Genomic DNA, 20854 nt, shown 5'->3' on the forward strand with positions numbered 1-20854 from the left:
CCAAGCTTCAGCGTTCTACTTGCATGTATTAGGCACGCCGCCAGCGTTCGTCCTGAGCCAGGATCAAACTCTCATTAAAAGTTTGAGTTCTCACTCATTTCTGTCACTGACAGATTTATTGTTTTTTTTCATTGTTCAGTACTACAACATCAGTTGTAGTGCCCTGCACATTGGTTCGTCTTGTTCAGTTTTCAAAGGTCTTTGTCGCGCTTACGACAACTATATTAGTATATCACAGTCACTTTTCTCTGTCAACAGGTTTTTTTAACTTTTTTTAATTCCTATTTCCATCAACCGCGATACACCCATAGTCCGTACGGGATTCGAACCCGTGTTACCGCCGTGAAAAGGCGGTGTCTTAACCCCTTGACCAACGGACCCTGAGCTTTTTCAACTCTTTCTATTATACCTACTTTTAGAATCTTGTCAACTAGTTTGATTTGTTTTTTCTGAAATTTTTTACTGCTTTTTCATAGATTAGTTTTTATAAATAAGAAAGAGAGGATATAATAGTATCCTCTCTTGTATCTCGTCTACTAATATTTTAGTTTTCTTCAGCCATTTTTGATTTGACTTCATCATATGATAGGGCACGTGATTCCTCTTCTACTGATTCAGGCATTTTCCCTGTTTCGTAAAGAGATTTGATTTGTGTACTATCCAATGTTTCATATTTCAATAAGGCTTCTGCAATTAATTTATGCGTTTCACGATTTGATTGAATAATTTCAGCTGCTTTATTACGTGCTTCATTTAACAATGCTCGAACTTCTTCGTCAATTTCATAAGCTGTACGCTCTGAAATAGATTTTTGTGGAGTCTGAGCACCAAACATTGCATGATTTCCTTCGTATTGAACAGGTCCAAGTTTTTCGCTCATACCATACTCTGTAACCATTGCACGCGCCATTTGTGTAGCTTGCTCAAAGTCGTTTGATGCACCTGTTGTTTGGACATTAAAGATGATTTCTTCAGCAACACGTCCACCCATCAAACCAGCTAATTGTTCTTTCATATCTTCTTTAGACAGCAACATTTGATCTTCTTTCGGAAGAGCAATCATGTAACCACCTGCTCGACCACGTGGAACAATTGTTACCTTATGAACGACACGTGCATTTGATAAGACTAACCCCACGATAGTGTGCCCGGCTTCGTGATAAGCAACCATTTCACGTTCTTTTTGGGAAACAGTTTTATCTTTCTTAGAAGGTCCTGCAATAACGCGATCTTCTGCCTCATCAATATCAGAAGCATCAATGACTGATTTGTTGCGACGGGCAGCAACTAATGCCGCTTCGTTCAATACATTTTCTAAATCAGCACCAACAAAACCTGGAGTTTGTTGTGCTACTAACTTCAAATCCACATCTTCTGCTAGAGGTTTATTTCTAGCATGGACTTTCAGAATTGCTTCGCGTCCTTTAACATCTGGACGACCAACCAATACTTTTCTGTCAAAACGACCTGGACGAAGAAGGGCTGGATCTAGAACATCTGAACGGTTTGTTGCCGCAATGACAATGATTCCTTCATTTCCTTCAAAACCATCCATTTCAATCAAGAGTTGGTTCAAGGTTTGTTCACGTTCATCATTACCTCCACCAAGACCGACACCACGTTGGCGACCAACGGCATCAATTTCATCGATGAAGATAATAGCTGGCGCTGCTTTTTTAGCGTCTTCAAAGAGTGAACGTACACGGCTGGCACCGACACCGACGAACATTTCTACGAAGTCAGAACCTGAAATACTAAAGAACGGTACTCCAGCTTCTCCTGCTACTGCTTTAGCAAGTAATGTTTTACCAGTTCCCGGAGGTCCCTCTAAGAGAACACCAGCTGGGATACGAGCACCTAATTTTGTAAAGCGTTTTGGATCTTTCAAGAATTCAACAACTTCAACAAGTTCTTGTTTTTCTTCTTCAGCTCCTGCTACATCTGAAAAACGTACTTTGATATCTTCCTTATTAGCAGCCTTAGCTTTACTGCGTCCAAAGCTCATCGGATTGCGTCCGCTATTTCCTCCCATATTTCCCATCATAGAAAATAGGAAGAAGAATAAAATGGCAAATGGCACTACCGAAACTAGGATGTTAATCCACATACCACTTGAGCTTTCGTGCTTGACTTCAACTTGTGTTTGGTGTTCACCAGCTAGTTTTTGCAAATCTGCTACAGTAGTATCCGATGGAAGAATAATACTTGTAAATTTTTCTACTTTTGTTGCAGAAGGTGTGAAAAACTGAATACCTGTTTCCGGTTTTTCTGTTTTAGCAGTTTTATAGACACCAGACACTTCAATAACACTACCACTTGGTTGATAGGTTATTTCTTTTACATTGTCGTTAGTGATTTCCTGCACCAATTCTGAGTATTTAATTTGTTGACTGTGCCCGGCAACTCTCCCAGCGAAAAAGTACTGGAATCCCGTTACTAGCAAGAAAATCATCAACAAATAAAGAAATGGATTTTTTATAAAACCATTATTTTGTTTTTGCATTCAACAACTTACCCTTCTATTTTGAGTAAACTTCCTCTTTCAATACGCCTACATAAGGAAGGTTACGATAATTTTCATTATAGTCTAAACCATAGCCTACAACGAATTCATTTGGAATTGTAAAACATGTATAATCTGCTTCAATTTCTACAGTACGTCCTTCTGGTTTATCCAGCATAGTAACAATCTTAACAGACGCTGCTTCTCTAGCAGTAAACATATCTCTCAAACTTTTTAATGTTTGTCCAGTATCAATAATATCTTCTACAAAGACAATGTGTCTACCTTTAACATCTTGAGTGACATCTTGTTTGATATTAATGACACCACTACTTACAGTTCCACCATGATAACTAGAAACCATCATAAAATCCATTTCAAGATGAGTGTCAATATATTTGACTAATTCTGCCATAAAAGGAATAGATCCTTTTAAAATTCCAACTAAAATCGGATTCTTACCTTCGTAATCTTTTGTCAATTGAGCACCTAACTTCTTAGCTGCTTCTGTAATTTCATCTTGTGAAATCAAAATCTTCTTGATATCTTGTTCTAACATGATTTTACCTATCTATTTTTTCTATATAAAGTACAGTGTTCATTATATCATTTTTCATTTTTATACTCAAATCACTGAGTTCGATTCCTAAAATTGAATAAATTTGTCCAAATTGCTCAACAATAATCGCATTTTTTCGTTTTTCTGTAGGTATTTTTAAATCAATAAAAAGTCGCCTTACTTTTTTTCGATGACCATTTATTATCAAATAATCACCTGGCTGTCGATGTCGCAAAATCAATGATGTTTCACGGGAAACATTTATTTGTTGAACACTTTTACCTTTTAGAGGAATTCCAAATGAAAATAGAAAACCTTCATAATAAACTTGATTTTGATAGTTTAACACACACTCGCTACTTTTTTCATCAGACTTTGGTCTGATTTTACCAATTTGAAAGTGCTGGTATTCTTTTATAAGTTCATAACCATTTTTTATATTATGGCGATATTGACTCTTAGTTTTTAAAATATGATGAATTTCTTGAAATTGTTCTCTTGTTACATTTAAATCAGCAAAACGACTAAGGTATTGTTGTAGTAAAACTCCTTGCGTTGCTTCACTAAAAGATAAAAACTGAGTTAAATCTTCTACATCAATTGCTTGAGATAATTCAGCCAGAGCAATTTGATAGTCAGAAACTTCTTTTCCAAACTCTAAAATTGCTTTTTTTACCTGAACATTTTCTTTTTCTAACTGTGGCAGATAGAGGTTGCGAATACGATTGCGAAGATAGTGATTTTCTTTATTCGTTGAATCTTCAAAATGATCAATTTTAGGAAAATCCTTCTTATAAAAAGACAACAAAGGACGAATCAACTCTCCCTTAGCAAATATTTGTCTTTCTTTAATAGCTGATAAATGTTGTAGTCTAACACCTCTAATCAATCGCATAAAGATCGTCTCAACTTGATCATCTGCATGATGAGCTGTTACAAGAGCTGTAGATGAAGTTTTCTCCATCACTTCTCTAAAAAATTCATAGCGAAATTGACGTGCATTCGCTTCTGAAAAATCTCCAGTAAAACAAGCTACATAAATTGGAACTCCAGCTTGTTCAGCTAATTTTCTTAATTCATTTTCTTCCTTATCTGACTCTGGTCGTTGTTTATGATTTACATGAGCTAAAAACAATTCAATACCAAGTTCTTTTTGATAGGTCAAAAGAAGTTGAAAAAGAAACATCGAATCCAATCCACCAGACAAGGCTAGCACAACTCTTGAGTGTCCTTCAAAGTAACCTTTTTCTAGAAAATGATTTAAAAAATCTCGGTCTCTCATTTTAGGACCTCGTAGACATCCTTAGCAATTTTAGAAATGGTATCGTAATCAGAATTTTTGGTAAAGATTGAAATAACGAAAGGAGAATCTGTATAGACTATTCCCACATCGTGTTTAAATTCATCTGCATCCCCAATTTTATGAGCTACATTAGCAGAAATATTCTTAGCAATCCGCTGATTATCAAAAGATGTTTGTGAAAGAGATTCTAAAACAAAACCATTCTGATTATAAATAGTTTCCATAACTTGACCAGCCATTTTAGCTGAAGCCATCTTATCTGTCACATCCCATTCTTCACCTGCGATAGTAGCCATTTCTTTTTTAAAGGCTTCATCTGATTTATTCGTAATATAATAAGCAAGAATATTATGAGCTACATTGTCAGATTCTTTTGCAGTTTTTGTGATTAAATCTTTGATTGTGTATTCTTTATTGTCCGCTGTTTTAGGGAGACTTCCGCTTCCTTCCGGTTTATAAGAACCAGGGAAATCATTAACTTCGGAAACATACTTCAATTTCGTGTCAAGTTGGTAATCACCTTGATTGATTTTTTCCTGAACAGAATAAAGATAAGGTAATTTCATAACACTAGCAGCGTACATTTTTTTATTTTCATTAATGCCAGCTTCCTTACCTGTACTCAATTGTTTAATATAAATAGAGAACTGTTCATTTTGATAATTTGCAGATAGCAACTCTTGTACTTTCTGAATACGATTATCATCATCAGAAATATAATCCGTCGAAATCCAGCCCGTTTGCTTGATATGTAAGAATTCACGACCTTCAGCAAAAATAGACATATCTGCTTCAACTTCTTGATAAGGCGCTAAAGTAGACTTTAATTCTTGTTGATCATAAGGACTATTATAAACGACAAATCCTGGTTCTAGCCATACTCGTTTAGAAAAATCGTTTACGATGGAACTATCGTATAAAAGTCGTTTATCAGCCATTACAAATTGATTATTTGACAATTTAAAGACAGGCTGTCCTTGTTTATTTAATCGCCATTCTAAAACAGATAATTTTGTTTCTGCATTTACTTTACCCGATTCATTAATCAGGTCTTCTGTAGAATAAACTGGCGTCTCACCATAAAATTTTGGAGATTCTATAACATCTTGATAATAAAAATGATATGGAGTATGAGTTAAAGAATAAACTTCTTGTTTTGGAATGATAACTGGATTCTCAGTGCTTACTACTTGAACGCTTTTTAGGAAAATAGGAAGTAGTAATATCACTAAAAATTTACGCATTCTTTTTCCCCTCTTCTTCTTGTAGTCGTAACAGATGATTCTTTTGAGCTAACTCATCTAATTTTTCATCTGACTGACTTAAAAATTTTTCGATAATATCTAATAAATTTTCCATTTCACATTACCTAGGAAGTAAGTCCGGAATTGTATAAACTTCCTCCCATGTTTTTGAATAATAATATTTTGCACGGGAATATTTAGCCGCATAGGATTCATCTTTTAGCTTAGTTGCTAAACTAGCTTCTTTATCCTTTTCATCGCTCAAGTCCTGATATTGTTTTTTCAAATCAGCTAGTTGCTGGCGACGTGTTAGTAATTGTTGGTAACTTTGTGCTAAATTGTAAGTTGGTAAGATGAATAGCAACATAATCAAAATCAAAACCCAACCCATAAAACGATTACGTTTTTGACGTTCTTCCATCATGTATTTACGTCGTTGGTGTTCATTTTGAATAAATGAATTATTCATTTGGACTATTTTTTTATACATCGTCTTCTACCCTTGTTTCACTTATAATATCATACATTCCAGCTGCATCTTCTTTTTTTGTGCTATCTTTCATTTCGAGCACCTTTACAAGCAACAATTTATTTCCAAAACGAATTTCAACCTGATCATTTATTTTTAAATCAGTTGAACTTTTAGCAAGGATACCATTTACCTTGATTCGCCCTTTATCTGCAACTTCCTTAGCTACCGTACGGCGTTTAATAATTCGTGATACTTTTAAATATTTATCTAATCTCATCTTATAATACCTCAAATTATTATTGTACCATTTTTATCCCTTTTATAGAAGAAAAAAGGTAATCCCTAATGTGACTCTTTTAAGTCTTTTATCTTCGCTAACGATTCTCCAAAGGTTAAGAGTCCTTCTAAAATCTCATAATCTTTTTTATTTCGGATATCAAATACAACTTCGATTAAACCTTGATTTTCAGAAATATTAGCCTTCAAATTTGTCTGAGAAAGAGCCTGGAAATAATCTTGGGTTAAAAATAGCTGTTGCGATATTTTTTCAAATTGAATGACAAGCTTATTATTTCTTCTTTCAACACGATTGACAAATACTTTATCTAGATAAGCTTTAGCTAATCCAATTTCTAAGAGATAGGCAACTACATCTGGATACTCACCAAAACGGTCAATTAACTCATCTTGTAATTCTTCATAGTTGACACGGTTGTCAATTTGACGAATTCTCTTGTAAATCTCAATTTTATGTCGTTCATCCGAAATATAACCATCTGGAAGATAAGCATCAATTTGTAGAATTAACTCAGCATTTCCTTTTTCACGTTTCTTGTCAGTTCCATTTTTCTTAGCAATTGCTTCTTCTAGTAATTGAGAATAGAGTTCAAAACCAACAGAATCGATAAAACCTGACTGCGAACTTCCTAAAAGATTACCCGCTCCACGAATAGATAAATCGCGCATAGCGATTTTGAAACCAGAACCCAATTCGGTAAATCCCTTGATAGCTTCTAATCTCTTTTCTGAAACTTCTGTCAAAGATTTGTCAGGTCGATACATAAGATAGGCATAAGCAATGCGATTACTACGACCAACCCGACCTCTTAATTGATACAAGGTTGACAATCCCATGTTGTCTGCATTTTCTATAAACAAGGTATTGGCATTTGGAATGTCTACTCCTGTTTCAATGATTGTTGTTGTTACTAAAATATCATATTCACCTTCAATGAAATCAAGTAGTGTGTTCTCCAAACGAATTTCACTCATTTGACCATGAACAAAACCAATAGAAGCTTCTGGAATCAGTTCTTGTAACTCTGAAACCTTCTTTTCAATCGTGTCAACTTTATTGTAAAGATAGTAAACCTGACCACCACGATCAATTTCTCTCAATACAGCATCTCGAATGACACGATCATTCTGTTCAAGGACATAGGTTTGTACAGGATATCGATTGGTTGGGGGAGTTTCGATGACAGATAAATCTCGAATACCTAGCATCGACATATGTAGAGTTCGAGGAATTGGTGTAGCTGTCAAAGTTAAGACATCAACCTTCTTTTTTAATTCTTTCAAAGCTTCCTTATGTTTAACACCAAAACGTTGTTCCTCATCGATGATGATTAATCCTAAATCAGCAAATTCAACATCTTTAGATAAAACTCGATGAGTTCCTATCAAAATATCTACTTGACCTTTTTTCAATTTTTCAAGTGTTTCAGTCTGCTCTTTTTTACTTCTAAAACGACTCAAAACATCAACATTGACAGCAAATTGCTCAAATCTTTCCTTAAAATTACTATAATGTTGCTGAGCAAGAACTGTGGTTGGTACTAAAACAACAACCTGTTTATGATTATTTACAGCCTTAAAAGCAGCTCGCATGGCCACCTCAGTCTTACCAAAACCAACATCTCCAACCAAAAGTCTATCCATTGGTTGAGAAGCCTGCATATCCTTTTTGATTTCATCGATACTTCGAAGTTGGTCCTCAGTTTCAACATAAGGGAAAGCCTCATCAAAAGCAACCTGATCTTCATCATCTTTTGAAAATGCAAAACCTTCAAGTTGACTCCTCTCTGCATATAACTTAATTAAGTCATCTGCAATGTCTTCAACTTGATTTTTAACTTTTTGCTTAGCTTTTTTAAAACGTCCATCGTTTAATTTGTTTAACTTTGGAGCCTTACCGTCACTTGAAACATACTTAGATAAGGTTTGGATTTGTTCTACAGGGATAGAAATTCGATCTCCATTTTGATATTGGATACTTACATAATCTCGGTGAATCCCTTTGAGTTCAATCGTTTCGATTCCTAAATATTGACCAATCCCATGAATTTGATGAACAACATAATCTCCTTTTTGGAGCTCATTATAGTCCTTTAATCTCTCAGCATTGCTAATATTTTGTCTTCTATATTTACGTTTAATCTTCTTTTTGAAAATTTCATATTCAGTGATGAATACTAGATTCTCATCCACAAAATGAAAACCATGACGAAGGTTTCCTTCAACAAGATTGACAGTTCCTTTACAGATTTCACTTTGATTACTATTGTCAACTTTAATGCTATATTCATCAAGAATCGTTGACAGTTTTTTTAGTTCTGTTTGGCTGCTTGATTGAAGAACAATCGTATATTTTAATTTTTTATAGCGTTCAATTTCTTCTTTCAGAAAAGAAAACTGATTGAAGAATTCTTGCATAGGATATTGATTAAATTGATAAAGATGATCAAATTTTAAATTTCCAAGTCCCTTTTGAAAATTAGAAAAGAAGCTGGCTGGTAAATATTTTTTTAACTGACTTTCTAAATCAGCAAAATATTGTAAACTTGATACAGCTTTACTATTGTGTAAATCCTCTGTAAAGTAGCTAGCTGTTTCCTTATCAAAAATATCATACTGATTCATGATTTTTTGAAAATCATCAAAGATAATAGGCGCTTGGTTCAAGTAGTCAATCAAGGTCCACTGTTTTTTATAAAAAACAGACAAAAATTTACGAATATCAGCATGAAGAACTTGCTCTTTCGCACAACTAAAAACTTCTTCTAGGTACGACTTTAAGGTAGGTGAAATAGTTTTATCAATCTCATGTTCTAAGAATTGTTGACCACGATTATAATCCTCAGCAGTTAATAAAATGTCACTAGCTGGATAGATTAAGACTTGAGACTGACTTTCTTTTGATAATTGTGTATCTGCGTCGAATTCTCTAATCCCATCTATTTCATCACCAAAAAATTCTATTCGGTAAGGAGATAGTTGCGAAGTTTCAAAAATATCTAAAATATCCCCTCGAAGACTAAATTCGCCTTGACTTTGAACTTGAGTAACTTTTTTATAACCAAGTGAAATCAATTGATTTTTTAATTCTCTTTGTTCACATTCTTCGCCAACTTCAAGTTTTAACACACTGTTATCAAAAACTTGAGGATCTGGTAAGAATAAACGGCTAGCTGCCATGTTACAAACTAATATTCCTTTTTGAGATTTATCTCTTAGAAAACGCAAGGCTTCAATTCGCGAAAAAATCTTTTCTTGAGACGATACTAAAAATTCTACCATTGGTGAATCATCTACTAAAAATGGATAAACCATATCAGTATCCAGGATAGAAATTAAATCATTTACTAGACGCTCAGCTTCTCCATAAGTAGATGTCATTACTAAAATCTTGTTCTGACTTTTAACACTACTTGCAATAGCTAAAGACTTTGCTGATCCAGAAAATCCTAATAGTAATTGTCTTTGCTTCTGTGTTAAATTTTCATGCCAAGACAGGATTTGTTTATTCTCTAAAAAGAATTCGATTAATGACATTTCTTTACCCATTGTATTTCTGCATTGTTTTTTCAAAGTTTTTCTCTTGTAAATAATAATTTACAGCATCGTCAACCTTGTCAATAGACTGTAAAATACCTATATAGTCATCCTTGTCAAATTTACTCAAAACGTGGTGAACAACAGACATTCCTTTTTTAGGTCTACCGATACCAATCTTTACACGATTGAAAACCTGTGTACCAATATGTTGGATAATTGACTTGATACCATTATGGCCGCCAGCTGATCCTTTAGCGCGAAGTCGAATTTTTCCTACTTCCATGTCAAGATCATCGTAAATAATCAGTAAATCTTCGATATCTAAACCATAGTAAGTTAATAAAGCATGAACTGCTTTCCCACTTTCATTCATAAAAGTTGTTGGTTTCACTAGATAAATTTTTTCACCATTAAGGAAAAATGAAGCTAATTCAGCTTGGAATATTTTATCGTGTGTAAAGGATACATTCTGTTTTTTTGCTAGTTGATCAATCAACATAAAACCAACATTATGCTTTGTCTCAAAATATTTATCCCCTGGATTTCCCAATCCTACAAGTAATTTTGTCATTAAAATTTCCTTTCAAAAGCCAAAAGGGTTGGAATTTTTTTCCAACCTAATTGACACTATTTAAAATGTTGATTATACGTTAAAGCGGAATTCCATAATATCGCCATCTTGAACGACATATTCTTTTCCTTCTTCACGCAAGCGTCCAGCTTCTTTTACAGCCTTTTCAGATCCGTATTTAATCAAATCATCATAAGACATAGTTACTGCACGAATAAAACCTTTTTCGAAGTCAGAGTGGATGATACCAGCAGCTTGAGGGGCTTTCATGCCACGTTTAAAGGTCCAAGCACGAACCTCTTTTTCACCAGCTGTAAAGTAAGTTCCAAGTCCTAATAGATGGTAAGCTGCACGAGTCAACTTATCCACACCTGATTCTGTCAAACCAATAGCTTCAAGAAACTCTTTTTTATCTTCATCGTCTAATTCAGAAATTTCTTCTTCAGCACGCGCAGAAATGACCACTACCTCTGCATTTTCTGTTGCTGCGAAGTCACGAATTTGCTTCACATATTCGATAGAGTCTGGGTCTCCAACAACATCCTCATCCACATTCGCTACATAAAGAACTGGTTTCGTGGTCAAGAGGAAAAGACCTTTGACAACCTTTTGCTCTTCATCTTTAAATTCAATAGTACGAGCTGATTTACCGTCTTCAAGGACAGGTTTAATCTTTTGGAGAACGTTAAATTCTGCAACTGATTCCTTATCTTTTTGCGTACGAGCCATCTTTTCCACACGCGCATAGCGTTTATTAACAGATTCTAAGTCAGCAAGAATCAATTCTAGGTTAATGGTATCAATATCTGCTAATGGATCTACAAAAGCATCTTCACGACCTTGCTCACGCATGACATTCTCATCATCAAAGGCACGAACTACATGGACAATGGCATCAACTTCACGGATATTGGCCAAGAATTTATTACCGAGACCTTCTCCTTTTGATGCACCTTTTACAATCCCTGCAATATCTGTAAATTCAAAGGTTGTTGGGACTGTCTTCTTAGGAGTAATCATTTCAGTCAATTTTTGGAGGCGTTCATCTGGAACTTCTACCATCCCAACGTTTGGGTCAATAGTTGCAAATGGATAGTTTGCAGCCTCTGCTCCTGCTTTTGTAATTGCATTAAATAGGGTTGATTTACCAACGTTTGGCAAACCCACGATACCTGCTGTTAAAGCCATAATTTCTCATTCTCCGTTCACATTTCAATCTTCAATATTATAACACAAAAAGGGAAAACTTGCTAACCCTCTAACTCCTTGCATTTAGTCGATAATTTTACTCATTTTTCTTTCAAAATCATAGCGACTCATCATGACAACATGATCACAATTACTGCATTTTATTTTGATATCTGCACCTAGACGTGTAATTTCCCAACGATTCGCTTTTTTACCTGTAGACTTGATTGTACAAGCATGTGGTTTTTTCATTTCAACAAAATTTCCAACTTGATACATACTACTCTCCTTTTCATATTTCTGATTATATCATAAAAGAGGTGAGCTAGGCTCAACCTCTTTAACTTAATTTGTACGAACTGGTGTGATCAGCTGCATGAAATCTTCATCTGTATCAGCTGGTACCAAGGTAAATGGACGAACCGCTGAAATGAAGCTGATTGTTACCTTTTCACTATTCAAGGCTTTTAGTGCTTCAATCAAGTAAGTTGGGTTAAAGCTAATAGTTAAATCTTCACCAGATACAGCATTTGTATCGATTTCTTCGTTTACTTTACCAACTTCTGGAGAATTTACATGCGCTGTAACTACTCTTTGTTTGATTTCTAATTTTACAGTTCCATTTTGAGTAGCACTTGATAAAAGACGTGCACGTTCCATAGATTGACGTAGATTCACAACATCAAAAGTCACTGTCGTATTAAAATCTGTTGGAATCAGACGATCTGTATCAGGATAATTACCTTCTAAGAGACGTGTATAGAAGCTAATATTTTCGCTTCTAAAGAGAATTTGGTTGTTTGCAAAGAATATCTCTACTGTTTCGATATCGTCCGTAAAAACAGCTGAAAATTCGCGTAGAGAGCGACTTGGAATGACAACATCAAAATTATCACTATTTTTTTCAAGAGTTAATTTCTTCTGACTGAGACGGTGAGAATCTGTCGCAACTGTTTTCAATTCTTGATGATTACTTAGGACAAAGTGTACACCAGTCAAGATTGGACGGCTTTCTTGTACACTAGCAGCAAAGGCAGTTTCGTTGATAATCTTCTTAAGAAGTTTTGTTTCAAGAACTAGAGGATTACTTGCTGTGATTTCCTGAATACGTGGATACTGTTCGCTGTCTTTTCCTTTCAGAGTAATTTCTGATTTTCCACTTGTTAGTACAATTTGATGTTGTTCAATTTCTTTAAAATCAAGAGTCACATCTGGAAGACTAGAAACAACATTGATAAAGAAAGAAGCTTCTAAAAGAATTGATCCTAAAGAGTTAATCAAAAGACCTGCATTTTCATCTTTTTGAGAAATGAAATTCTCAATTGAAATTTGACCATTTGATCCAATTAATGTAATTCCTTCGTTAGTCACATCAATTTTAATAGTTGATAAAACAGGAATAGCATTTTTTGAACTAATAGCACGTTTTGTAATATTTAATGATTGCAGGAATAAATTTTTATTAATAGAAAAATGAATCATGGAATCTCCTTTATTTATTTTTATTATTAGAAGGTTAATAGTAATAGTAGGCTATGTGAAATCTGTGGAAAACCAAGTTTAGTTTAGAAAAATCAAGAAGTTATACTTGTTTAAAATTTGTTAATAAATCAGTAAAATTTTAAACACTTATCCACAAGTTATTTGATTTTCTTTTTGATGGTTTCGATTTCTATACGTAATTTATCATCAGTTTCAATCATAGATTTGATTTTTGCATGAGCATGAATGACGGTTGTATGATCTTTACCACCAAATTCTTTTCCGATTTTTGGAAGACTGTTATCAGTTAATTCTCTAGCTAGGTACATAGCAACTTGGCGAGCTAGAACAATATTCTGAACACGTCTAGTTCCCTTCATCTCCTTAACGCTCACATCATAAAATTTTCCGACTTCCTCTTGAATTTTTTCAATCGGAATGACGATCATGGTGCTGACGCTTTGTTTTCTAGCACGTATAGCCTCAGATGCAATATCCACAGTTATAGTGTTGATTTGTTTGACTTTAGCCATGAGACTAATATCTTTGAGCGCACCTTCTAATTCACGTACATTTGAATCAAACTGGCCAGCCAAATATTCGATTGTGTCAGGTTGAAAATGATAATCTAAATCCTCTGTTTTACTATTTAGGATAGCGATACGAGTTTCAAAATCAGGTGGAGTAATATCCGTTGTTAATCCCCACGAGAAGCGCGTGACAAGTCGTTCAGGTAGATTTTCTAGTTGTTCTGGCCTACGGTCACTCGTTAAAACAATCTGTTTATTATTACTATGAAGGTTATTAAATGTGTTGAAAAACTCTTCCTGAGTTTGCACTTTATTTCCACTGAGAGATTGAATGTCATCAATAAGAAGGAGATCTATACTTCGATAGGTTTTTTTAAAATTATCCATATCATTGAGTCTTAGATGATCTAAAAATTCATTAATAAAGCTTTCAGCAGGAATATATTTTACACGCGTATTAGGATTTTTTTTGAGAATTTCATTACCCAAAGCATTGAGCAAGTGAGTTTTCCCTAGACCAGGTCCTCCATATATAAACAGAGGATTATAAGTTAGTCCAGGATCTTCCGAGACGGCTAAAGCAGCAGACTTAGCCCAAATATTTCCATCACCTTGGATAAAATTATCAAAAGTATAGATATCTCTTAATCCTGTTTCTGAATAGGGTATAGATTTTTTAATTTCTTCCTGTTGATGATTACTGTTTTCAACATTGCTTGCTATATCGGAGGTATTAGAATCTTCTTTAGTCAATACATATTGAGCTTTTATTTCAGTGTCGTAGATTTGGAAACCGACAGCTACAATAATATCATTGAGTTTTGTACTCCAAACCATTTCCATTTCAGATCTTGGCAAAAATATGGTAGCTACATTTCCCTCAACCTTTATTAATTCAGCAGGTGTTGCGTAGAAATCAAACATTGATCGTGTCAATCTCTCTTTAGCTAATTCTAAAATCTGATTCCAAAATTGTTTTTCTTTCAACAACAAACTCCTCCTTTTCTAAATGGTGTAATCTTAAACACTATTTTATCACATAGCAAGCAATTTTTCCACAACTTGTGAAAAACAATCCACAATGTTTAAAAAAATTATCCACAACTTGTGGATAAGAGGTCTATATTTTGATTTAATAGCCTTTTTCTATACTAATCCAGTGGATAAGTATGTGAGTTTAGAAAAATAAAATAACAGCCTTATTTCAGGCTGTTAATAAAACGTTGGTATTCTTCTTGATTATGAAAAGAGATAGTTATTTTTCCTGCCTCTTTTTTTTGAAGGACGATTTGGACATCTAATCCCAACAATTTTTTCAAATTTTCTTCTTCTTCTTTGATAAAGTGATCTTTTTCTTTGCTTTTCTTCTTATTTTTTTCTTCTTTAAGTAGATGTTCCACCTGCCGAACTGATAAATCCTCTTTCTGAATGCGATTGAGTAAATTTTTTTGTTCTTTCAAAGGTAGTTGGATTAGAAGTCTAGCATGTGCTTGAGACAATTTTCCAGTTTCTACTTCTGTTAAAATAAAATCAGGGAGCGTTAGCAATCGAACAAGATTAGTGATATAAGGGCGTGATTTCCCCATTTTTTCAGCAATGTCTGAATGAGTATATCCTTTATCAATTAAAGATTGATAAGCTTTTGCTTCTTCAATCGGATTTAAGTCTTCTCGTTGTAAATTTTCAATGATTGAGTGAACCATCATATCCTGATCAGATAATTTTTTGATGATTACAGGAACTTCTGATAGCCCAGCTGCTATCGATGCCCGATACCGTCTTTCTCCAGCTAGGATTTCATATCCGATAACTGGAGATTGACGGACAATAATGGGTTGAATTAAACCATTTTCTTTAATAGATTGGGCAAGTTCTTTTATTTTTTCTTCTGAAAATTCTTTACGTGGTTGATAGGGATTTTTTTGAATATCACTAATACGAATGAGTTTAAATTCTTCCATGCTTCTACAGTATCATAACTTTGATATTCTGTAAAGTTAGTTTACAAAACTGTAAACTATTGATTTAAATCACTAGTACTCTTGTCCAACTTGATTTTAGTTGTTTCTTCTTTACCATTACGGTAATAAGTTACAGTCATTTCATCTCCAATAGAGTGGCTATATAGAGCATTTTGTAATTCAGTTGTAGATGAAATCTTAGTATCATCTATTTTTGTGATAACATCATATTGTTGTAAATGTCCATTTGCAGGCATGTTCTTTTGAACAGATCGAACAGCTACACCAGAAGTAACGTTGTCAGGAAGTTTTAATTTTTGTAGATCGGCAGTGCTAAGGTTTGTCAAATTAACCATGTGGATACCAAGAGCTGGTCGAGTTACTTTTCCATCTTTTTCCAACTGTTTGATAATATTCTTAACATCATTTGCAGGAATAGCAAAACCAAGACCTTCTACGGATGTTCCACCATTAGAGGCGATTTTACTTGATGTAATACCGATAACTTCTCCCTGGATGTTAATCAAAGGTCCTCCAGAGTTACCAGGGTTAATAGCTGTGTCTGTTTGGATAGCATTTGTTGAAATAGCTTGACCATCTTCAGATTTCAAAGAAACGTGTCTGTTCAAGCTTGATACAATCCCTTGTGTAACTGTATTTGCATATTCTGAACCCAAAGGACTACCGATTGCGATAGCTGTTTCCCCAACAGATAATTGACTTGAGTCACCAAACTCAGCTACTGTAGAGACCTTTTCTGAAGATATTTTTACTACTGCAATATCAGAATAGGTATCAGAACCAACAATTTCACCTGGTACTTTTGTTCCATCTGCTAGACGAATATCAACTTTTTTAGCGCCACTAATAACGTGAGTGTTGGTTACAAGATAAGCATCATCCCCATCTTTTTTATAGATAACACCAGAACCTTCACTGTTAATTTGTTCAGTGTTTGAATCTGTATCAGTATCATTAGTTCCAACAAAACCACCTTGAGAGTTTTCTGAATAAGTGATAATCGATACAACTGCATCTTTAACTTTATCTACAGCCTGTGTGGTAGAATTTTCATTTTTCGAAGCAGTCTGAGTGACTGCTGCACTATTTTGTTCTCCACTTCCCTGCTTTTGGTTGAACTGAAGAACAGCCAAACTTCCTAAAAGACCACTAAAAAAGCTAATAAGTATAACTAGTAAAAGTTGTCCAATTGTTTTTGAAAACTTGTTTAAGTTTTTCATAGAATCCTCCATATTTGACTAATTAGTGAAAGTATAAAATTACTAACTTAATTCTAACTTAAAAAACTTAAGTTTTCAACAATCTGTGGATAATTGTTGAAAATTTGTGAATTTATAGTGTTTTTCACCTTTTTCATTTGTGAATAAGATGTGAATAGAACACGATTATGGTAAAATAGAAGCATGAAAATTAAACTTGTAACAGTTGGAAAACTAAAAGAAAAGTATCTCAAAGATGGAATTGCAGAATATTCTAAAAGAATATCACGATTTGCTGCCGTAGAAATGATCGAATTAGCTGATGAAAAGACACCAGATCGTGCTAGCGATTCAGAAAATGAAAAAATCTTAGATTTAGAGGGAAATCGAATTCTTTCCAAAATTGGGGATAGAGAATTTGTTGTCGTTTTAGCTATTGAAGGGAAAACCTTGTCTTCTGAAGAATTCAGTAAACAGTTAGAACAAGCATCTATTAATGGTTATTCAACCTTAACATTTGTGATTGGTGGGAGTCTGGGTCTTTCTCCTCAAGTAAAAAATCGAGCGAATCTATCCCTTAGTTTTGGTAGACTGACTCTTCCGCATCAATTAATGCGTCTAGTTCTTGTAGAACAGATATACCGAGCCTTTACCATCCAACAAGGTTCTCCTTATCATAAATAGGATTGACTATTCTCGATTATTTTGATAAGATAAACTAGTTAGGTCTCATAGCTCAGCTGGATAGAGCATTCGCCTTCTAAGCGAACGGTCGCAGGTTCGAATCCTGCTGGGATCATATACTAGATTTAACGCTGGGGAAACCCAGCGTTTTTTGTAAAAATTAACAGTTCAGGTACAAAAATGTGCAGTTGAGAATGAAATGTTTTAAAACAGACTCCGTTTTGTATAATAGTTTTGTAAGTGCATTTACAAGAAAAAAACAATAAAGGAGAATTTAATATGGAAAAAACAGTTAAATTAGAGCAGTTCAAAAAACTTACAGAAAAAGAATTACAGGAAATCCAAGGTGGTGATTGGAGATTTTTAGATTCAATACGTGAACTTATATTTCCAAAGAAAAAATAAAAAAAGGTAAAGAGTAATGGATTTATTTGGATTATTTATAGCTATTTTCTATTTTTTTATAATTAGCAAAAGTTATAGATGGATATGTAAAGTAACTAGAAAAGAACAATTTATTTTTCTATGTTATACACTTATTTCAGTGTTGTTACTTGAGGAATTTATTAGTCTACTAAACTTAGGTGGCTTTGGTATATCTAAATTTTTATTTCCATTACTTATTTCCATTTACCAGATAAAATTAAAGAGATACAATAAGTATAAGGGGATATTTATCAGTCTACTATTGTCTTTATTATATCATAGCACTCATACTTTTTTATCAGTAACTTTATCTTCTATAACAGGTGATTCTTTTGTAACAAAATATGAAGCTCTCTTTTTTGTAGTAGTTTTATTGCTGACTTATTTTGTAATAAAAAAAATTATTACTTATTTTCATCTTGAACTTAATTATTTTGATAAAGATTACCTCTATCCATTTTTAAAAAAAGTTATACTTGGTTTCTTTACTTTACATATTCTATCATTCATTTCAGATATGGTAAGTACTCATGCGCATTTTAATAGCTTTGGTAGTATTTTAGCAACAATTGTATTTATTTGTTTACTACTAATCTTCTTCGCTATGAATTCTTATAAGGTGCGAGTTGAAAAAGAAATAGCCCTAAAACAGAAAAAATTTGAACAAGAACATTTACAGACCTATACAGATGAAATTGTTGGTTTGTATAATGAAATCCGTGGTTTCCGTCATGATTATGCAGGTATGCTTGTCAGTATGCAAATGGCTATTGACAGTAAAGATTTACAGGAAATTGACAGAATTTACAATGAAGTCTTAGTAAAAGCTAATCAAAAATTACGTTCAGATAAGTATACATACTTTGATTTAAACAATATAGAAGACTCAGCTTTACGAAGTTTGATTGCTCAATCTATTGTATATGCCAGAAATAATGACGTAGAGTTTACACTAGAAGTAAAGGATATTATCACAAGGTTGTCAATTGATTTACTTGATCTTGTGCGTATTATGAGCGTATTATTGAACAATGCCGTTGAGGGTGCTGCAGAAAGTTCCTCAAAACAAATGGAAGTTGCAGTGATTAAGATGGATTTAGAAACAGTTATCGTGATTCAAAATTCGTGTAAAATTACCATGACGCCTTCAGAAGACTTGTTTGAACTAGGTTTTTCTACTAAAGGTAGAAATAGAGGAATTGGCCTTAATAATGTCAAAGAGATTTTGGATAAGTATGAAAATATCATTTTAGAAACAGAGATGGAAGATAGTACGTTTAGACAGATTATTAGATTTAAGAGAGAGTTTGAATGAAAGTATTAATTTTAGAAGATGTTATTCAACATCAGGTCAGACTAGAAAGAACCCTAGATGAAATTTCAAAGGAATTAAATATTCCTATTTCTTATAAAACAACAGGTAAAGAACGAGAATTTAAGGAATACATCGAAAATGATGAAGTAAACCAGCTTTATTTTCTAGATATTGATATTCATGGAGTTGAGAAAAAAGGATTTGAGGTAGCACAGTTTATTCGTCGCCACAATCCTTATGCAATTATCGTATTTATCACTAGTAGGTCAGAATTTGCTACCTTAACTTACAAATATCAAGTATCCGCCTTGGATTTTGTTGATAAAGATATCAATGATGAGTTATTTAAAAAACGTATCGAACAGAGTATCCTATATACCAAAAGTATGCTGCTTGAAAATAAAGATGTTGTGGATTATTTTGACTATAATTATAAGGGAAATGATTTAAAAATTCCTTACCATGATATTTTATATATTGAAACAACAGGAGTATCTCATAAGTTAAGGATTATTGGTAAGAATTTTGCCAAAGAATTTTATGGTACTATGGCGGATATTCAAGAAAAAGATAAAAATACTCAAAGATTTTATTCTGCTCATAAATCATTTCTTGTCAATGTAGGAAATATTAGGGAAATTGATCGAAAAAATTTAGAAGTGGTTTTTTATGAGGATCATCGTTGTCCAATTACCCGTCTAAAGGTACGGAAATTAAGAGATATTCTGGAGAAAAAATCTAAAAAGTGATTGACAATTAGTAAGAAATTGATATAATGGTTATATCTGCTACAGATAGATGGTCCGTTGGTCAAGGGGTTAAGACACCGCCTTTTCACGGCGGTAACACGGGTTCGAATCCCGTACGGACTATATTATCCGCCATAGCTCAGTTGGTAGTAGCGCATGACTGTTAATCATGATGTCGTAGGTTCGAGTCCTACTGGCGGAGTTAAACAAAAAGAACACCATTGGTGTTCTTTTTTTGTCTCTAATTTACATCTCCCAACATTTTCATAAGAAAGTTTGTCATTTCTTGTGGACTTTCTTTTTTTCCATGAGCAATCCAGGTTTGACATACACCAAATAGTGCGTTTGTTAGATAAATGCTACTATACTCTAACTCAGTATTGTTTAAATTTAATTGCATAAAGCGTTTTTGGAGGTCAGTGCTAAGCATAATGTGAAGTTTATTTCTCAAGAAGTTTTGTATCTCTTTTGTACCATTTTCAGATAGAAGAGCAGCTAGTAAAGGTTCAGACTCTAAGTATTCAAACACTTCTAGAATAGCATCTCTTTTATGATTTGCGTGTTTTTGGAAAATATACTCAAAGGTATGAAAAAGCTTACTTTGGTAATGTTCAATCATATCATACTTATCTTTGTAATGAGTATAAAAACTAGAACGACTAATTCCAGCTTTTTCTGCCAGCTTAATAGTGCTAATTTGATCAAATGGTTGTTCCGTTAATAATTGAACCATGGCGTTCTCAATAATACGTTTGGTTTTTAAGCGTTTGTTGCTCTCTTTCATAGTTCCTCCTTGTGAACAAAAATAGA

Annotated in this window: 20 protein-coding genes, 4 tRNA genes and 1 rRNA gene; 7 read left to right on the forward strand and 18 right to left on the reverse strand. The window is 33.7% G+C overall.

What is annotated here, in order from left to right; translation table 11 throughout:
• From KBU52_RS07780 to KBU52_RS07860, 17 genes are all read right to left on the reverse strand, one after another.
• A 16S ribosomal RNA gene (locus KBU52_RS07780) occupies positions 1–79 on the reverse strand; the annotation flags it as partial.
• 229 nt (positions 80–308) lie between these two features.
• A tRNA-Glu gene (locus KBU52_RS07785) sits at positions 309–380 on the reverse strand.
• 164 nt (positions 381–544) lie between these two features.
• Positions 545–2503: an ATP-dependent zinc metalloprotease FtsH gene (ftsH, locus tag KBU52_RS07790; protein WP_254724816.1), complete on the reverse strand. Its 1959-nt coding sequence runs from the start codon at positions 2501–2503 to the stop codon at positions 545–547.
• A gap of 16 nt (positions 2504–2519) precedes the next feature.
• Positions 2520–3062, reverse strand: coding sequence for a hypoxanthine phosphoribosyltransferase (gene hpt, locus KBU52_RS07795; protein ID WP_006149113.1), 543 nt, complete (start codon positions 3060–3062; stop codon positions 2520–2522).
• A gap of 4 nt (positions 3063–3066) precedes the next feature.
• Positions 3067–4344 (reverse strand): tRNA lysidine(34) synthetase TilS, encoded by a 1278-nt coding sequence (gene tilS / locus KBU52_RS07800; RefSeq protein ID WP_254724815.1) that lies wholly within the window; start codon positions 4342–4344, stop codon positions 3067–3069.
• Positions 4341–5609, reverse strand: a complete 1269-nt coding sequence (locus KBU52_RS07805; RefSeq protein ID WP_254724814.1) for a serine hydrolase — start codon at positions 5607–5609, stop codon at positions 4341–4343. The genes tilS and KBU52_RS07805 overlap by 4 nt, the downstream gene beginning before the upstream one ends.
• Entirely contained in the window at positions 5602–5724 is a 123-nt protein-coding gene (locus tag KBU52_RS07810) for an SP_0009 family protein (RefSeq protein WP_004250924.1), read from the reverse strand. The genes KBU52_RS07805 and KBU52_RS07810 overlap by 8 nt, the downstream gene beginning before the upstream one ends.
• A gap of 6 nt (positions 5725–5730) precedes the next feature.
• On the reverse strand, positions 5731–6099 hold the full coding sequence (locus KBU52_RS07815) for a septum formation initiator family protein (RefSeq protein WP_004250925.1): 369 nt from the start codon (positions 6097–6099) through the stop codon (positions 5731–5733).
• Entirely contained in the window at positions 6092–6358 is a 267-nt protein-coding gene (locus KBU52_RS07820) for an RNA-binding S4 domain-containing protein (RefSeq protein ID WP_254724813.1), read from the reverse strand. Before KBU52_RS07820 ends, KBU52_RS07815 begins: the two co-directional genes overlap by 8 nt.
• Positions 6359–6423: 65 nt before the next feature.
• Positions 6424–9927: a transcription-repair coupling factor gene (gene mfd / locus KBU52_RS07825; protein WP_254724820.1), complete on the reverse strand. Its 3504-nt coding sequence runs from the start codon at positions 9925–9927 to the stop codon at positions 6424–6426.
• Positions 9920–10489 carry an aminoacyl-tRNA hydrolase gene (pth, locus tag KBU52_RS07830; protein ID WP_004250929.1) on the reverse strand — a complete coding sequence of 190 codons (570 nt, stop codon included), beginning with the start codon at positions 10487–10489 and terminating at the stop codon, positions 9920–9922. The genes mfd and pth overlap by 8 nt, the downstream gene beginning before the upstream one ends.
• 72 nt (positions 10490–10561) lie before the next feature.
• Positions 10562–11677, reverse strand: coding sequence for a redox-regulated ATPase YchF (gene ychF, locus KBU52_RS07835; RefSeq protein ID WP_254724812.1), 1116 nt, complete (start codon positions 11675–11677; stop codon positions 10562–10564).
• 84 nt (positions 11678–11761) lie between these two features.
• Positions 11762–11956 carry a DUF951 domain-containing protein gene (locus KBU52_RS07840; protein WP_004250933.1) on the reverse strand — a complete coding sequence of 65 codons (195 nt, stop codon included), beginning with the start codon at positions 11954–11956 and terminating at the stop codon, positions 11762–11764.
• Positions 11957–12022: 66 nt separating this feature from the next.
• A complete protein-coding gene (gene dnaN / locus KBU52_RS07845; RefSeq protein WP_254724811.1) occupies positions 12023–13159 on the reverse strand; it encodes a DNA polymerase III subunit beta in 1137 nt (378 codons plus the stop codon).
• A 158-nt stretch (positions 13160–13317) separates the two neighbouring features.
• Entirely contained in the window at positions 13318–14676 is a 1359-nt protein-coding gene (dnaA, locus tag KBU52_RS07850) for a chromosomal replication initiator protein DnaA (protein ID WP_254724810.1), read from the reverse strand.
• A gap of 212 nt (positions 14677–14888) precedes the next feature.
• Positions 14889–15650 (reverse strand): ParB/RepB/Spo0J family partition protein, encoded by a 762-nt coding sequence (locus KBU52_RS07855; RefSeq protein WP_254724809.1) that lies wholly within the window; start codon positions 15648–15650, stop codon positions 14889–14891.
• Between the two features lie 56 nt (positions 15651–15706).
• A complete protein-coding gene (locus KBU52_RS07860; RefSeq protein ID WP_254724808.1) occupies positions 15707–16891 on the reverse strand; it encodes a S1C family serine protease in 1185 nt (394 codons plus the stop codon).
• A gap of 183 nt (positions 16892–17074) precedes the next feature.
• On the opposite strand from KBU52_RS07860, the gene rlmH reads away from it, so the two are divergent.
• From rlmH to KBU52_RS07895, 7 genes are all read left to right on the forward strand, one after another.
• Complete coding sequence (gene rlmH, locus KBU52_RS07865; protein WP_254724807.1) at positions 17075–17554, forward strand: 23S rRNA (pseudouridine(1915)-N(3))-methyltransferase RlmH; 480 nt, start codon at positions 17075–17077, stop codon at positions 17552–17554.
• A gap of 41 nt (positions 17555–17595) precedes the next feature.
• A tRNA-Arg gene (locus KBU52_RS07870) sits at positions 17596–17669 on the forward strand.
• A 164-nt stretch (positions 17670–17833) separates the two neighbouring features.
• The gene (gene comC / locus KBU52_RS07875; RefSeq protein WP_254724806.1) at positions 17834–17959 is read left to right on the forward strand and encodes a competence-stimulating peptide ComC; all 126 of its coding nucleotides are present in this window, start codon (positions 17834–17836) and stop codon (positions 17957–17959) included.
• A 16-nt stretch (positions 17960–17975) separates the two neighbouring features.
• The gene (gene comD, locus KBU52_RS07880) at positions 17976–19295 is read left to right on the forward strand and encodes a competence system sensor histidine kinase ComD (RefSeq protein ID WP_254724805.1); all 1320 of its coding nucleotides are present in this window, start codon (positions 17976–17978) and stop codon (positions 19293–19295) included.
• The gene (gene comE, locus KBU52_RS07885; protein WP_254724804.1) at positions 19292–20044 is read left to right on the forward strand and encodes a competence system response regulator transcription factor ComE; all 753 of its coding nucleotides are present in this window, start codon (positions 19292–19294) and stop codon (positions 20042–20044) included. Before comD ends, comE begins: the two co-directional genes overlap by 4 nt.
• Positions 20045–20095: 51 nt before the next feature.
• A tRNA-Glu gene (locus tag KBU52_RS07890) sits at positions 20096–20167 on the forward strand.
• A 5-nt stretch (positions 20168–20172) separates the two neighbouring features.
• A tRNA-Asn gene (locus KBU52_RS07895) sits at positions 20173–20246 on the forward strand.
• Positions 20247–20285: 39 nt separating this feature from the next.
• Here the strand turns inward: KBU52_RS07895 and KBU52_RS07900 are convergent.
• Positions 20286–20828, reverse strand: a complete 543-nt coding sequence (locus tag KBU52_RS07900) for a TetR/AcrR family transcriptional regulator (protein ID WP_254724803.1) — start codon at positions 20826–20828, stop codon at positions 20286–20288.
• Positions 20829–20854: the final 26 nt, after the last annotated feature.

The sequence above is a fragment of the Streptococcus sp. 9.1(2021) genome, from assembly GCF_030466425.1.
In the GTDB taxonomy this organism is placed as follows: domain Bacteria; phylum Bacillota; class Bacilli; order Lactobacillales; family Streptococcaceae; genus Streptococcus; species Streptococcus wuxiensis.